The following is a 14632-nucleotide window of genomic DNA, read 5'->3' on the forward strand; positions in this document are numbered from 1 at the left end:
CCGGCTGCCGGGGCCGACGGTCCACGACCCGCCCGCCCTATCCGCCGAATCGGCGTGCCGCCGCGCGGGCACCAGCCCACGCCTCGGGAAGCTCCCGCTCCCGGGCGTCGGCCGCGGCCCTCTCCTGACCGTGCAGCACGCCCCAGGTGAAGCCGGGCTCGCCCGCCGTGTGCGCGGCGACCGCCATACGGCGCAGGACATGGCGGCTCACCACACTGTCGTGCTGGGCACCGCTCACCTGCTGTACGGCCTTGGCGCGCTTGCCGAGACGTCGCGCGGGCTTCCCCAGGGCCGGGCGGGCGGCCTCCGCGGCGTAGCGAAGCCTCTTTGCGGCCTTGCGGGCGGAGTGGATCGCGGCGTCACGCTCGGCCCCGGAGGGCATGCCGAGCGCACGGTCCATGCGCCGGGCGAGCCGGCCGTATTCCTTCAGAAGCGCCTTCACCAGGACTTTGTCGGGCTTGCCCGCCGACTTGGCACGCAGCGGCGGCGCGTCGGTCAGGCCCTTCAGCTTCTCCAGCAGGTCCAGATAGCGGGGCGAGGCGAGCGCCTCGAGGGTGCGTCGACGGCCTTCGGCCCGCTGCGCCACGTCCCAGGCCTTCAGCCGTGCGGTGACGGGGCCGAGGACCAGTTCGCCGGGCAGTTCCCGCACACCGGAGGTGACCCGCTCCCGGAGCACCTCGTGGTCGCGTTCCGCGCCGAGCTCGCCGGCGAGCCACCTCAGATCCCGTCGGATGGGGTCGGTGACCTCACGGTCGAGGACGGAACGGTAGGCGCGCAGGCAGCCCCGCAGACGGCGGGCCGTGGTGCGCATCCGGTGCACCGCGTCGGGCAGGTCGCGGCGGACAGCCGGGTCGAGGTCCCTGAGGGCTCCGACCAGCCCGTCGACGTAGGCGAGCACATGGTCGCCGGCCGACCTCGGGGCGAGATCGACGCGTGCGTCCGCCGTGTGCTCCAGGAAGGGCGCGGTCTCCGCCAGGGCGCGGACCACCTTCGAGGGGCTCTGCGCGCGGTCGACGCCGTGCTTGCGCAGCACCTTCTCGATGCCGTCCAGAAGCGCGGGGCCGCCGCGGTCGGCGAGTTCGACCTCCATCTCGGTCCACACCGCGTGCCCGCCGTCGTCGAGCAGTGAGTCGGCCCGCACCGCGTCCATGCTCAGCTCGGCCAGGACGGCGCCCTCGGCATCGAGGAGATGGCGCAGGGAGCGGGTGGAGCGGATCCGCATCACCGGTCGCAGCGGTGCCCCGCGAGTGCGGGAGAGGACCAGTTCCCGCAGTTCCCCCGGGGGGACGGTCTCCGACGACATCGGGGCCCGGATCTCCTCCCGGCTGTCGCCCGCCAAGGGCAGTTTCAGATGCCAGCCGGCATCCGTGCCGCCCGTCCTGCGCCGCAGGGACGCCCTGGTGCGGGTCAGTCGCAGGTCGCCGGTGTCGTAGTAGACGGCGTCCAGCTCCTGCACCCCGCGCTCCACGAGCGAGGCGACCTGGTCCACCCCGGTCAGGTCGGGCAGCCAGGAGATGTCGTCGGCCGCGGGTGTCGCGTACTTGCGTTCTGTCTCTCGTGTCGACTGGGCCATACAGTTCCCGTTGACGCAATCACACGGCTCAAACCGGCGCGTAGAGCGCTTTCCGGCCTTTCGCTGGGAGGCTGTCGGGCCGTGGCAGGTCAGGTGAGGCTCGCGGCCTGTTCCCTGGTGTCCCGGGGCGCCTTCTCCCGGCGCGGGAGCAGCAGCGGGGTGGCCAGGAGGAGGACTCCGGCGACCGCGATCGCTGTGCGGGGGCCGGTGACGGCGGCCAGCAGGCCCCACACGGCGGTCAGGGCGGCGATGGCGGCGCTGCTGCCGACCGACCACGCGGTCAGGGTACGGGCGACCCGGTCGGGGGCGGTGTGCTCGAGCCGGTAGGTGGCCAGCACCGGGTTGAACAGGCCACAGCAGGTCACCAGGCCGAGCTGGACGGCGATGATGAGGACGATCCCGGGGACTCCGGGCCGGACGAAGGCCAGTCCCACGGACCAGCACGCGCGCAGCGCCCCGGAGGTGAGGATCACCCGGCGCTGCCCGAACCGTGCCGCGAGCGGGCGCGCCAGGCGTGAGCCGACGAGGCCGCCGACGCAGGGGGCCGCGAAGGCGAGACCGTACTGCCAGGGTGCGAACCCGAGGCGGCCCAGCAGCAGTACGGCGAGCAGCGGCTCGGTCGCCATGATCAGACCGTTGACCACGAGCGTGTTGAAGAACAGAGGGCGCAGCACGGGGTGGCCGAGGATGTGGCGCCAGCCCTCGAGCAGGTCGCCTGCGCGCAGCCGCGGCGCACCGGTGCGCGCAGGGCGCGGTTCCGTCCCGCCGCCGGCGCGGATGCCCAGCGCCGAGAGCAGATAGCTGACCGCGTCGGCCACCAGGCTCGTCATCGGGCCGAACATCCCGATCGCGGCCCCGCCGAGCGTGGGCCCGACCATGGTCGCGCTCCACGCCGTGGACTCGAACCGGCCGTTCGCCACGAGCAGGTCCTCCGGCGCTACGAGCGCCTTCAGATACGCACCGCTCGCCGCGTTGAAGGCGATGTTGGCCGCGGCGACGACGACGGAGACGACGAGGAGCTGGGCGAAACCGAGCAGGCCGAGCGCGAACGCGGCGGGGACGCTCAGCATCGCCGCGAACCGGGTCAGGTCCATCGCGATCATGACCGGCCGCTTGCGACGGAACTCCACCCACGGGCCGAGCGGCACGGCGACCACGGCCCCCACCGCACGCCCTGCGGCGGACAGCGCCGCCACCTGGGTCGGCCCGGAGTGCAGCACGAGGATCGCGATCAGGGGAAAAGCACCGAACCCGAGCCAGGTGCCGTAAGAGCTGACGGCATACGCCGCCCACAACCACCCGAACCGCCGCCCCAGCGCCCGCCTGCCCGGCATACGCACCGCACCCCTACCGATCTGAACAGCCACACGCTGACCGTCGGCATCAAAGCGAGGAGCAGGCCGCCCGATCAAACAACCGACGGGACAGGAAAGCACAACCCTGCGTTGTGTCGTTACGCTGCCAGGCGTGGATCTTGATGCTGTGCGCACCTTTGTGGCCGCCGCGGACGCGGGGCGGTTCCAGGACGCCGCCGCCGACCTGTCGATCACCCAGCAGGCCGTCTCCAAACGCATCGCCACGCTGGAGAAAACCCTCGGCATGCGGCTTACGGCTTGGAGACGGCCCAGGGGCAGGGTCGCTGAGACGCCGTGGGGCCGACGGTCCACGACCGTCGGTCCCACGCGCCGAGTCAGCGGGAAACCCGCTGTGACGTGCGCCTACAGCACCGGCAGGTTCTTGCGCAGCTCGAACGCCGTGACCTCCGAGCGGTACTCCTCCCACTCCTGCTTCTTGTTGCGCAGGAAGAAGTCGAAGACGTGCTCGCCCAGGGTCTCAGCGACGAGGTCGCTGCGCTGCATCAGGGCCAGCGCCTCGCCGAGGTTCTGCGGGAGGGGCTCGATGCCCATCGCCCGGCGCTCGGCGTCCGTGAGGGCCCAGACGTCGTCCTCGGCGCCCGGCGGCAGCTCGTACCCCTCCTCGATGCCTTTCAGGCCCGCGGCCAGCAGGACCGCGTAGGCCAGGTACGGGTTGGTGCCCGAGTCGAGCGAGCGGACCTCCACCCGAGCCGATCCGGTCTTGCCCGGCTTGTACATCGGGACCCGGACCAGGGCGGAGCGGTTGTTGTGGCCCCAGCAGATGTAGGAGGGGGCCTCGCCGCCGGCGCCCGCCGTGCGCTCGGAGCCGCCCCAGATGCGCTTGTAGGAGTTCACCCACTGGTTGGTGACCGCCGAGGTCTCCGCCGCGTGGCGCAGCAGTCCCGCGATGAAGGACCGGCCCACCTTGGAGAGCTGGTACTCCGCGCCCGACTCGTAGAACGCGTTGCGGTCGCCTTCGAAGAGGGACAGATGCGTGTGCATGCCGGAGCCGGGGTGCTCCGAGAACGGCTTGGGCATGAACGTCGCCTGGACGCCCTGCTCCAGCGCCACCTGCTTCATGACCAGGCGGAACGTCATGATGTTGTCCGCCGTGGAGAGCGCGTCCGCGTAGCGCAGGTCGATCTCCTGCTGGCCCGGCGCGCCCTCGTGGTGGGAGAACTCGACCGAGATGCCCATCGACTCCAGCATCGTGATCGCCTGGCGGCGGAAGTCCATGCCGACGTTCTGCGGGGTGTGGTCGAAGTAGCCGGAGTTGTCGGCCGGGGTCGGGCGGCTGCCGTCGAGGGGACGGTCCTTCAGCAGGAAGAACTCGATCTCCGGGTGGGTGTAGAAGGTGAAGCCCAGGTCGGAGGCGCGGGCGAGGGCGCGCTTGAGGACATAGCGCGGGTCCGCGAACGACGGGGAACCGTCCGGCATGAGGATGTCGCAGAACATACGGGCCGTGCCCGGAGCCTCGGCCCGCCAGGGCAGTACCTGGAAGGTCGACGGGTCCGGCTTGGCGATCATGTCGGACTCGTAGACCCGCGCGAAGCCCTCGATGGCGGAGCCGTCGAAGCCGATGCCCTCGTCGAAGGCCTGCTCCAGTTCGGCGGGCGCCACGGCCACGGACTTGAGGAAGCCCAGCACGTCCGTGAACCACAGGCGAACGAAACGGATGTCGCGCTCCTCCAACGTCCGGAGCACGAACTCCTGCTGCTTGTCCATCTTCCGCTTCCCCATCCTTGCTGGTCAGGCCGCCTGTCGCCGATGCCACGGGAGAGACGGTCGGGCACCTGAGCATCCCACCACACCACCGTTTCGTGCGCGTTGCGGACCTTGATCGGCCGGCCGGCCCGCACCGAACTCCTCCGTACGGCAGGTGTTCCGCTCTGCCGCCCATCTTGCCTGTTCGTCGGCCCATTCGTCATGGCCGTCCACAGCCCGTTGTCCCCACTTGAATGTTGCGCCGATGGTGAACGCGCTGATCGCGGTCGAGAGGCGGTTGTACGGGGAGATCGCGCAGACCGGCCGGCGGACCTGGCGGGTGGCCGGACGCGTCGAGGAGACCGCGGACGCCGCCACTTCCGGCTCCGCCCGGGCGACGACGGTCCCGTCCCGGACTTCCACGCCGGGCCGTACGTCTCGGTCCGCGTCAGGGCCGTCGGCAGGGCCCCCGGTCACGGCCGCCGGTCAGGGCCCCCGGTCACGGCCGCCGGTCAAGGCCGCCGGTCAAGGCCGCCGGGAGATGGTCGGCAGGAGCCGTCCCGTCGGGTCCGCGGGGCGCGGGTCCGCGGGGGCATGTCCATGACCTCCGCGACCTCGCGGGTCGTGGGGCCGGACTCATCGGCGACGGCCGGCCCCATCAGGCCACGTCGTAGGGCCGGACTCATCGGCGACGGCCGGCCCCATCAGGCCACGCAACGCGAGGTCCGTGGAGCGCAACAGTCGCGCGCTGCAAACAATCGCATCTCTCGTTCAAATTATCGGAACGAAAGCCGCTTCTTAAGTCATTCGCGTGTCCGGTCTACGTTCCGGCCGCCCGGCCCCATTACCATCAGCCGTCCCTAACGTCCCTCCCCACAAAGGACTGGCCATGGGTTCCGCCAACAAGACCGGCTCCGCCGGCCGCAAGGTCCGGATAGAGGAGATGCGTCGAGCAGAGCGCGCCCGCGAGCGGCGCAACCGGATCCTCACGATCGCGGCGAGCGTGGTCGTCGTCGGCGCCCTCGTCGTGGGCGGGGTCGTCCTCATCCAGTCGCAGAACGGCGACAAGGCCGCCGCGGCGAGCGACGCGAAGGGCGGGACGAAGGGCGGGACGAAGACGAAGAAGGGCGAGACGGGCCACTTCGTCACCGGCGCGGACGGGGTCAGGACCTGGAAGGGCACCCTGGGCCGCACCCACACCACCAAGCCCGTCACCTATCCCATGGAGCCCCCGGTCGGCGGCGACCACAACCCGGTGTGGCAGAACTGCAACGGCGATGTCTACACCAAGCCGGTCAACAACATGAACGCCGTGCACTCCCTGGAGCACGGCGCGGTCTGGGTGACGTACAACAGCAAGGCGGCCAGGAGCGACGTCGATGCGCTCGCCGCCAAGGTGCGGAAGACGCCGTACACGCTGATGAGCCCCGTCGAGGACCAGAAGGACCCGATCATGCTCAGCGCCTGGGCCCACCAGCGCACGGTGAAGAGCGCGAACGACCCGGCCGTGGACAAGTTCCTCGCGACGTTCGTCCAGGGCGCCCAGACGCCCGAGCCGGGCGCCGCCTGCACGGGCGGGCTGGGCCAGTGAGGTACATCGGCTGGATCGCGGGCGCCGCGGCGGCGGCACTCGTCGCGGCCGGGGCGATCACCTACGCCGCGGCCGAGGACACCCCGCCCACGACGAAGGTGCCCACCGCCGACTCCGCGGACGCGGGCTTCGCACGGGACATGGCCGTCCATCACCAGCAGGCCGTCGAGATGTCGTACATCGTGCGCGACCGCACGAGGAACGAGGAGGTGCGCCGGCTCGCGTACGACATCGCGCAGACGCAGGCCAACCAGCGCGGCATGCTGCTGGGCTGGCTCGATCTGTGGGGGCTGCCGAAGGTCTCCGCCGATCCGCCGATGACGTGGATGGGCATGGGTGACATGCCCCCCGGCGAGGACGGCGCGCTGATGCCGGGCATGGCGACCAACACCGAGCTGAAGAAGCTGAACACGCTTCAGGGCAGGCAGGCCGAGATCCTCTACCTGCAACTCATGACCGACCACCACAAGGGCGGCATCCACATGGCCGAGGGCTGTGTCGCCAAGTGCACGGTGGGCGTGGAGAAGAAGCTCGCCCAGGGCATGGTCGACGCACAGCAGTCGGAGATCGGGCTGATGGCGACGATGCTCAAGGAGCGGGGCGCCAAGCCGCGTGACCAGCGTGGTCTTCGACTGAGTCGGCCCGCCACCGGATGACGGTGCGGCTCCGGACATGCATGCCGTCGATCACCTGCGGTCCGGTCCGCGCGGGCGGTCGGCCGGACTTCTTGCGCCTCGGCAACAGCGGCCCCGGCACTGCCCGCCGCTCGTCGGTCACGCCTCCACGCGACCACGAACCAGGCGAACCAGCGACCGCGGTCCACTGCCGGCGTACGTTCCGTGCGGCGCCGCGAGGAGGTCGCGCGTCTCCGCAAGGAATCCGCGACGATCGCAACATCCCCGCAATCAAAGGGAGTTCCGCCAAAGCTGGTCAAATGCCGCGTATGCGCGCCCACTTGGCGTCTTCTTGGCCTTTTCATTCCCCTGGCATGAACCGTTCATCGAAAGAGTGGCCCCCACCGTGTGATCCATTCATCGCGCCGTCACCGCACGGTCGTCTACGCGGATCATCACGGCCACACCGTGCGACGCATCGCATAGCAGGGGGTTTTATGAGATCCAACCGCGCCACGGCGCGCGCCGGGGTGAGCTTGGCAGCGACACTGCCGCTGCTCACCGGCGCACTGGCGCTCGGCATACCCGCGGCGCATGCCGCGGACAACCCCGGCCGGGCCCCGCTCGCGGGCACCAAGCCCGCGTGGGCCACGGCCAAGGCGGACAAGGGTGCCACCGCGAACAGCGCCCAGCTCTCGGCCCGCGTCTACTTCGCCGGCCGCGACGCCGCCGGCCTCGCCGCCTACGCGAAGGCCGTCTCCGACCCGACCTCGCCGCTCTACGGCAAGTATCTGAACGCCAAGCAGACGCAGGCGCGCTTCGGTGCGACCAAGGCCCAGGTGGCCGCGGTCACGTCGTGGCTGAAGTCGTCGGGCCTCAAGGTCACCGCGGTCACGCAGCACTACGTCGCCGTCACCGGTGACGTGGCCGCCGCCGAGAAGGCGTTCGGCACCCAGCTGCACAACTACGCCAAGGGCTCCAAGACCTACCACGCGCCGTCGAAGGCGGCCTCCGCGCCCGAGGCCCTCAAGGGTGCCGTCCTGACCGTCACCGGCCTGGACAACGCCCCGCACAAGGCGAACCACAGCGATCAGCTGCCGCCGCCGGACGCCGTGTTCAAGAACGCGGGACCGTTCTCCTCGTACTACGGCTCCAACACGGCCACCACGCTGCCGGACGCGTACGGCACCAAGATCCCCTACGCCGTCCAGGGCTACACGGGCACGCAGCTGCGGGCCGCGTACGGCGCCGGGACGTACACCGGCAAGGGTGTCCGGATCGCCATCACCGACGCCTACGCCTCGCCGACCATCGCCTTCGACGCGGCCACTTACGCGAAGAAGCACGGCGACGCCGCGTACAGCACCAGCCAGCTGCATCAGGTGCTGCCGAACGGCTACACGAAGACCAAGGAGTGCGGGGCCGCCGGCTGGTACGGCGAGGAGACCCTCGACGTCGAGGCCGCGCACGCGGTCGCCCCCGGCGCGGACATCACGTACGTCGGCGCCGCGTCCTGCTACGACGACGACCTGCTGGACTCGCTCAGCAAGGTCGTCGACAACCACCTGGCCGACATCGTCTCCAACTCCTGGGGCGACATCGAGGCCAACCAGACGCCGGACCTCGCGGCCGCCTACGACCAGGTCTTCCAGTTCGGCGCGGTCGAGGGCATCGGCTTCTACTTCTCGTCCGGCGACAACGGCGACGAGGTCGCCCACACCGGGACGAAGCAGGTCGACACCCCGGCCAACTCGGCGTGGGTGACCGCGGTCGGCGGCACCTCGCTGGCCGTCGGCAAGGGCGACAAGTACCTGTGGGAGACCGGCTGGGGCACCGAGAAGGCCTCGCTGTCCGCGGACGGCAAGAGCTGGGTGAACTTCCCGGGCGCCTTCACCTCGGGCGCGGGCGGCGGCACCAGCAAGACCGTGGCGCAGCCGTACTACCAGAAGGGCGTGGTCCCGAACGCGCTGGCCACGGCGAACAACGCCACGGGCAACCGCGTCGTGCCGGACATCTCGGCGATCGCCGACCCCAACACGGGCTTCCGGGTCGGCCAGACCCAGACCTTCCCGGACGGGTCGCAGCAGTACAGCGAGTACCGGATCGGCGGCACCTCGCTCGCCGCGCCGGTGATCGCGGCCGTCCAGGCCCTGGCGCAGGAGGCGCACGGCGGCAAGGCGATCGGCTTCGCCAACCCGGCGATCTACGCCAAGTACGGCTCGAAGTCGTTCCACGACGTCACGGACAACCCGACGGGCTCCGGCCTCGCGGTGGCCCGCGTCGACTTCGTGAACGGCCTCGACGCGAGCGGCGGTCTGAGCACCTCCGTGCGCAGCCTCGGCAAGGACAGCTCGCTCCAGGCCGTGAAGGGCTACGACGACGTGACCGGCGTGGGCTCGCCCGCCCCGGGCTACGTCGACTCGTGGCGCCGCCACTGACCGGCGGTCCCTTGCGGTGACCCGCGTCGCGCCCGTCCCCTCTCGCGGGGGACGGGCGCACGTGCGTACGCGCACCGGGACCGGCACGGGCGGGACGGTTCCACCCGTCGTCGCCGGCGCGGCAGGTCCCCGGGGCGTGGCCTCCCGGCGGGCCTGGCCGGCGCACGACGGCTGCCCGCGGGCGGGACCGGACTGTCGCGTGGGGTGGGCCACAGCCCATTGTGTCGCTTTGACGATTACACTGGGCGGGTGCCTCAACTTCGCCTCGCCCTGAATCAGATCGACTCGACCGTCGGAGATATCGCCGCGAACAGCGAGGCGATCGTCCGCTGGACCCGGCACTCCGCCGACCAGGGAGCGCACCTGGTCGCGTTCCCGGAGATGGTGCTGACCGGGTATCCCGTCGAGGACCTGGCCCTGCGGTCATCGTTCGTCGAGGCCTCGCGCGCGGCGCTGAAGGACCTTGCCGCACGGCTGGCCGGCGAGGGCCTCGGGGAGCTGCCGGTCGTCGTCGGCTATCTGGACCGCGCCGAGACCGCCCAGCCGAAGTACGGCCAGCCGGCGGGCGCCCCGCAGAACGCGGCGGCGGTGCTGCACCGCGGCAGGGTGGCCCTGACCTTCGCCAAGCACCATCTGCCCAACTACGGCGTCTTCGACGAGTTCCGCTACTTCGTGCCCGGCGACACCATGCCCGTGGTGCGGCTGCACGGGATCGACATCGCGCTCGCCATCTGCGAGGACCTGTGGCAGGACGGCGGCCGGGTGCCGGCGGCGCGCAGCGCGAAGGCCGGGCTGCTGCTCTCGATCAATGCCTCGCCGTACGAGCGCCAGAAGGACGACACACGCCTGGAGCTGGTGCGCAAGCGGGCGCAGGAGGCCGGCTGCACCACCGCCTACGTCGCCATGATGGGCGGCCAGGACGAGCTGGTCTTCGACGGGGACTCGATCGTCGTCGGCCCGGACGGCGAGGTGATCGCGCGGGCACCGCAGTTCGTCGAGGGCTGCGTGGTCCTGGACCTCGAGCTGCCCGCGGCGCAGCCGGACGCGCCCGACGGTGTCGTCGACGACGGACTGCGCATCGACCGCCTGCTGCTGTCCGAGGAGCCGCTGCCGGCTTACGAGCCCGAGCTGACGGGCGGGTACGCGGAGCGGCTGGACGATGACGAGGAGGTGTACTCGGCGCTGGTGACGGGCCTGCGGGCCTATGTGGCGAAGAACGGCTTCCGGTCCGTGCTCATCGGCCTCTCCGGCGGTATCGACTCGGCCCTGGTCGCGGCGATCGCGTGCGACGCGGTGGGCGCGGAGAACGTGTACGGGGTCTCGATGCCGTCCAAGTACTCCTCCGGGCACTCCCGGGACGACGCGGCGGAGCTGGCCCGGCGCACGGGGCTGCACTTCCGTACCGTCTCCATCGAGCCGATGTTCGGCGCCTACATGGACGCCCTCGGGCTGACCGGCCTGGCGGAGGAGAACCTCCAGTCCCGGCTGCGCGGCACGCTGCTGATGGCCATCTCCAACCAGGAGGGCCACATCGTGCTGGCGCCCGGCAACAAGTCGGAGCTGGCGGTGGGCTACTCGACGCTGTACGGCGACTCGGTGGGCGCGTACGGCCCGGTCAAGGACCTGTACAAGACATCGGTGTTCCAGCTCGCGCGCTGGCGCAACCGTGCGGCGGCCGAGCGGGGCCAGACGCCGCCGATCCCGGAGAACTCGATCACCAAGCCGCCGAGCGCGGAGCTGCGCCCGGGCCAGGTCGACACGGACTCGCTGCCGGACTACCCGGTCCTGGACGCGGTCCTGGATCTGTATGTGGACCGGGACCAGGGCGCGGACGCCATCGTGGCGGCGGGCTTCGACCGCGACCTTGTGGTGAGGACGCTCCGGATGGTCGACACGGCCGAGTACAAGCGCCGCCAGTACCCGCCGGGCACGAAGATCTCGGCGAAGGGCTTCGGCAAGGACCGCCGGCTGCCGATCACCAACCACTGGCGCGAACACGCGTGACGGCTCCGCCGGGGGCACCGTGGTCTCCACCGTGCCCCGGCCCGCGCTCAGCCGCGCACGCTCTGCGGATACTCCTCCGGTACATGCGTCGCCACCAGGCGTTCCCGCCCGGCCACCGGAAGGCTGCGGCGGCGGTCCACCGCGTAGGCGACCCCCGCCACCACGAGGCCCAGCACCGCCAGCCCCGCGCCCGCGAGCGCCGGGGAGGTGACGCCGAGACCCGCGGCCAGCGCGAGGCCGCCGATCCAGGCGCCGCCCGCGTTGGCCAGGTTGAAGGCCGCCTGGTTGGCCGAGGAGGCGAGGGAGGGGGCGGCGGACGCCTTCTCCATCACCATGAGCTGCAACGGGGAGCCGGTGACGAACGCGGCCGTGCCCAGCAGCGCCACGGCCAGCGCCGCGCTCCACTCGGCGTGCATGAGCAGCGGGAACACCCCCAGCACCGCGGCCAGGGCGAGCAGGCCGCCGAAGAGGGTGCCGCGCAGCGAGTGGTCCGCGAGCCGGCCGCCCACCAGGTTGCCGATCGTCGCGCCGACGCCGAACAGGGCCAGGAGCAGGGTCACGCTGGCGTCCGCGTAGCCCGCCGCGTCTGTCAGCATCGGCGTGATGTAGCTGTACGCGGCGAACAGCGCGCCGAAGCCCGCGACCGTGGTGCCCAGCGCCAGCCAGACCGGCAGGGAGCGCAGGGCGGCGAGTTCGCCCCGCAGGCCGCCGGCCGCCTCGTGGGTGTGGTCGCGCGGGATCAGCAGGGAGAGCGACACGATCGCGGCCAGGCCGATCGCGCTGACCCCGAGGAACGTCGCCCGCCACCCCAGGTGCTGGCCCATCAGGGTGGCGACGGGGACGCCGGCGATGTTCGCGACCGTGAGGCCCATGAACATCAGCGAGACCGAGCGGGCCTTGCGCTCGGGGGCGACCAGGCCGGTCGCGACGACCGCGCCGACGCCGAAGAAGGCGCCGTGCGGCAGTCCGCTCAGGAAGCGGGCGGCGAGCAGCGCGTCGTAGCCGGGCGCGAGGGCCGACAGTGCGTTGCCCACCACGAACAGGGCCATCAGACCGATGAGGACCGTGCGGCGGGCGAGCCGCGAGGTGACCGCGGCGAGCAGCGGCGCGCCGATCACCACGCCCAGCGCGTACGCCGAGACCAGGTGCCCGGCGGTGGGGATGGATATGTGCAGGTCGTCCGCGACGTTGGGCAGCAGGCCCATCATCACGAACTCGGTGGTGCCGATGCCGAAGGCGCCCACGGCGAGGGCGAGCAGGGCCAGGGGCATGAGGGACCTTTCAGAGCGGAGTTCCGTACCGGATGCGAGCCATAAGTTCAAGTACGGAACAAAGTCTCTCACGCCCGGTATTCCGGCGGCCAGGGCTCTGTGTTCGGCAGCTCGGGACGCCACGCGCCGGGGCGCCCGGGACCCCATGTTCCGGGCAGCCCAGAACCCCGCGTTCCGGTGCTCAGGACCCCGTGCCGACCTTCACGCGGGCCGCGATCGGAAGGTGGTCGCTGCCCGTGCGCGGGAGGGTCCAGGAGCCGACCGGCTCCACGCCCCGGACCATGATCTGGTCGATCCGCGCCATCGGGAACGACGCGGGCCAGCTGAAGCCGAAGCCGCTGCCCGCCGCGCCCTGGGTGGAGCGCATCTGCGAGGTGACGGCGTTCAGGGCACGGTCGTTCATGGTGCCGTTGAGGTCGCCGAGCAGGATCACCCGGCTGAGCCGCTCGTCGGCGATGGCCTCGCCGAGCGCGTCCGCGCTGGTGTCGCGCTGCCGCGCGGTGAACCCGGCCGCCAGCTTGACCCGTACCGAGGGCATATGGGCGACATAGACGGCGACCCGCCCCTCGGGCGCCTCGACGGTGGCCCGCATCGCGCGGGTCCAGCCCAGCTTGATGTCCACGGCCCGCACATCGGCGAGCGGGTACCTGCTCCACAGGCCGACCGTGCCCTGCACCGAGTGGTACTTGTACGTCGGCGCCAGCGCCCGCTCGTAGACCGGGACCGCGGAGGCCTTCAGCTCCTCCAGCGCCAGCACGTCCGCGCCGGAGGCGGCGACCTCGCGGGCGGTGCCGGCCGGGTCGGGGTTCTCGGCGTTGACGTTGTGGGTGGCGACGGTCAGATCGCCGCCGCTGCCGGTCTTGTCGCCGAGCAGCCCGCCGAAGAGGTGCAGCCAGACCGCCGCCGGCACCAGCACGGCGATCAGCGCGGTCGCCGACCTCCGCACCAGCGCGAGGATCAGCAGCAGCGGGACGCCCACGACACCGAGCCACGGCAGAAACGTCTCGGTGAGACTGCCGAGGTTGCCGATGTCGTTGGGGATCCGCGCGTGCAGCAGCATCACCAGCGCGAGAAGGACGGCGAGAGCTGCCGACACGATGCCGCGGCGCCAGATGCCGCGGTCGCCGCGCAGGCTCTCCAGCAGGCGCCGGAGCCGGGATCCTGGGCGGTGCGGATCCGTGCCGCCGCTACCCGTCTCCGTCATGTACGCCTGCGCCATACGTCGCCTCACACCTTGCCGTGCACACCGTCTCCCCCGGTTACGACCCTAGGGGATGATCGGCTCCGTTCCTGCCGTCCCATGACGGCCGTACGCGGACGAAGACGGAGAAGTCGGCTGCGGGAGTTCCGGTGACGGACGCGAGAGAGGCTTCTGTGACAAAACGCGCACACAACGGCTACGAACTGACGGGCCGTAGCCCTTCCAGGACCGTGTCGACGACCCGCTCGGCAAGGCCCTCCTCCAGCTCGGCGCCGGGACGCAGCACGGACCGCACCAGCAGGGGACCGACGAGGATGTCGTTCATCAGCTCGATGTCCACGTCCCCGCGCAGTTCACCGTTCTCCTGTGCGCGGCGCAGGACTTCCAGCCCGAGCCGGCGCCGGGGGGCGACGACGGTGGAGTGATAGGCGGCCCAGATCTTGGGGCTGCTCTTTATCTGGGCGTTCACCGTGCGCAGGATGGCCGAGGAGCGGCTGGCCAGGCCGCGGCGCCGCAGCGACTCCAGGAGCGCGACGAGGTCCTCGCGCAGGGAGGTGCCGGGCAGTTCGGGGCCCTCGGGCTCGACGGCGCGCAGCACGTCGACGAAGAGGTCCTCCTTGTTGCTCCACCGGCGGTAGATGGTGGCCTTGCCGACACCGGCGGTGCGGGCGATGCGCTCTATGGACAAATCCGCGAGGGGCACACCCTCCTCGACGAGCTTCATCACACCTTCGATGATGGCCCGTTCGACGGCCTCACTGCGGGGGCGTCCGCGTACGGGGCAGTCCCGGTGGGGCCGGCTGTCGGCGAGGCTCACGTTCGACTCCGTCCTTGCTTCACTGAGGGTCATTCTCCCCCCGTGCGCGCCCGCCGGGCACCGA

The 14632-nt window shown here is 71.3% G+C and carries 10 protein-coding genes and 1 pseudogene; 5 read left to right on the plus strand and 6 right to left on the minus strand.

Annotation, left to right across the window (positions count from 1 at the left end; genetic code table 11):
* Positions 1 to 37: 37 nt before the first annotated feature.
* On the minus strand, positions 38 to 1573 hold the full coding sequence (locus ACIP94_RS02295; protein ID WP_402418304.1) for a CHAD domain-containing protein: 1536 nt from the start codon (positions 1571 to 1573) through the stop codon (positions 38 to 40).
* An 89-nt stretch (positions 1574 to 1662) separates the two neighbouring features.
* Entirely contained in the window at positions 1663 to 2907 is a 1245-nt protein-coding gene (locus tag ACIP94_RS02300) for an MFS transporter (RefSeq protein ID WP_402420312.1), read from the minus strand.
* A gap of 133 nt (positions 2908 to 3040) precedes the next feature.
* Here ACIP94_RS02300 and ACIP94_RS02305 point away from each other — a divergent pair.
* Positions 3041 to 3217 (plus strand): annotated as a pseudogene (locus ACIP94_RS02305) (LysR family transcriptional regulator); the annotation flags it as partial.
* A 74-nt stretch (positions 3218 to 3291) separates the two neighbouring features.
* Here ACIP94_RS02305 and glnA read toward each other — a convergent pair.
* Positions 3292 to 4653 carry a type I glutamate--ammonia ligase gene (glnA, locus tag ACIP94_RS02310; protein ID WP_402418307.1) on the minus strand — a complete coding sequence of 454 codons (1362 nt, stop codon included), beginning with the start codon at positions 4651 to 4653 and terminating at the stop codon, positions 3292 to 3294.
* Positions 4654 to 5521: 868 nt separating this feature from the next.
* Here glnA and ACIP94_RS02315 point away from each other — a divergent pair.
* From ACIP94_RS02315 to ACIP94_RS02330, 4 genes are all read left to right on the plus strand, one after another.
* Positions 5522 to 6223, plus strand: a complete 702-nt coding sequence (locus ACIP94_RS02315) for a DUF3105 domain-containing protein (RefSeq protein WP_402418309.1) — start codon at positions 5522 to 5524, stop codon at positions 6221 to 6223.
* A complete protein-coding gene (locus ACIP94_RS02320; RefSeq protein WP_402418312.1) occupies positions 6220 to 6879 on the plus strand; it encodes a DUF305 domain-containing protein in 660 nt (219 codons plus the stop codon). Before ACIP94_RS02315 ends, ACIP94_RS02320 begins: the two co-directional genes overlap by 4 nt.
* A gap of 455 nt (positions 6880 to 7334) precedes the next feature.
* Positions 7335 to 9275, plus strand: coding sequence for a protease pro-enzyme activation domain-containing protein (locus ACIP94_RS02325; protein ID WP_402418315.1), 1941 nt, complete (start codon positions 7335 to 7337; stop codon positions 9273 to 9275).
* 249 nt (positions 9276 to 9524) lie between these two features.
* Entirely contained in the window at positions 9525 to 11279 is a 1755-nt protein-coding gene (locus tag ACIP94_RS02330; RefSeq protein WP_402418318.1) for an NAD+ synthase, read from the plus strand.
* 47 nt (positions 11280 to 11326) lie between these two features.
* Here ACIP94_RS02330 and ACIP94_RS02335 read toward each other — a convergent pair whose 3' ends face one another.
* From ACIP94_RS02335 to ACIP94_RS02345, 3 genes are all read right to left on the minus strand, one after another.
* Complete coding sequence (locus ACIP94_RS02335; RefSeq protein WP_402418321.1) at positions 11327 to 12550, minus strand: MFS transporter; 1224 nt, start codon at positions 12548 to 12550, stop codon at positions 11327 to 11329.
* A 181-nt stretch (positions 12551 to 12731) separates the two neighbouring features.
* The gene (locus ACIP94_RS02340) at positions 12732 to 13769 is read right to left on the minus strand and encodes an endonuclease/exonuclease/phosphatase family protein (RefSeq protein ID WP_402418324.1); all 1038 of its coding nucleotides are present in this window, start codon (positions 13767 to 13769) and stop codon (positions 12732 to 12734) included.
* A 178-nt stretch (positions 13770 to 13947) separates the two neighbouring features.
* Positions 13948 to 14568 carry a TetR/AcrR family transcriptional regulator gene (locus tag ACIP94_RS02345; RefSeq protein WP_402418327.1) on the minus strand — a complete coding sequence of 207 codons (621 nt, stop codon included), beginning with the start codon at positions 14566 to 14568 and terminating at the stop codon, positions 13948 to 13950.
* Between the last annotated feature and the right edge of the window lie 64 nt (positions 14569 to 14632).

This window comes from Streptomyces sp. NPDC093261 (assembly GCF_044753645.1).
In the GTDB taxonomy this organism is placed as follows: domain Bacteria; phylum Actinomycetota; class Actinomycetes; order Streptomycetales; family Streptomycetaceae; genus Streptomyces.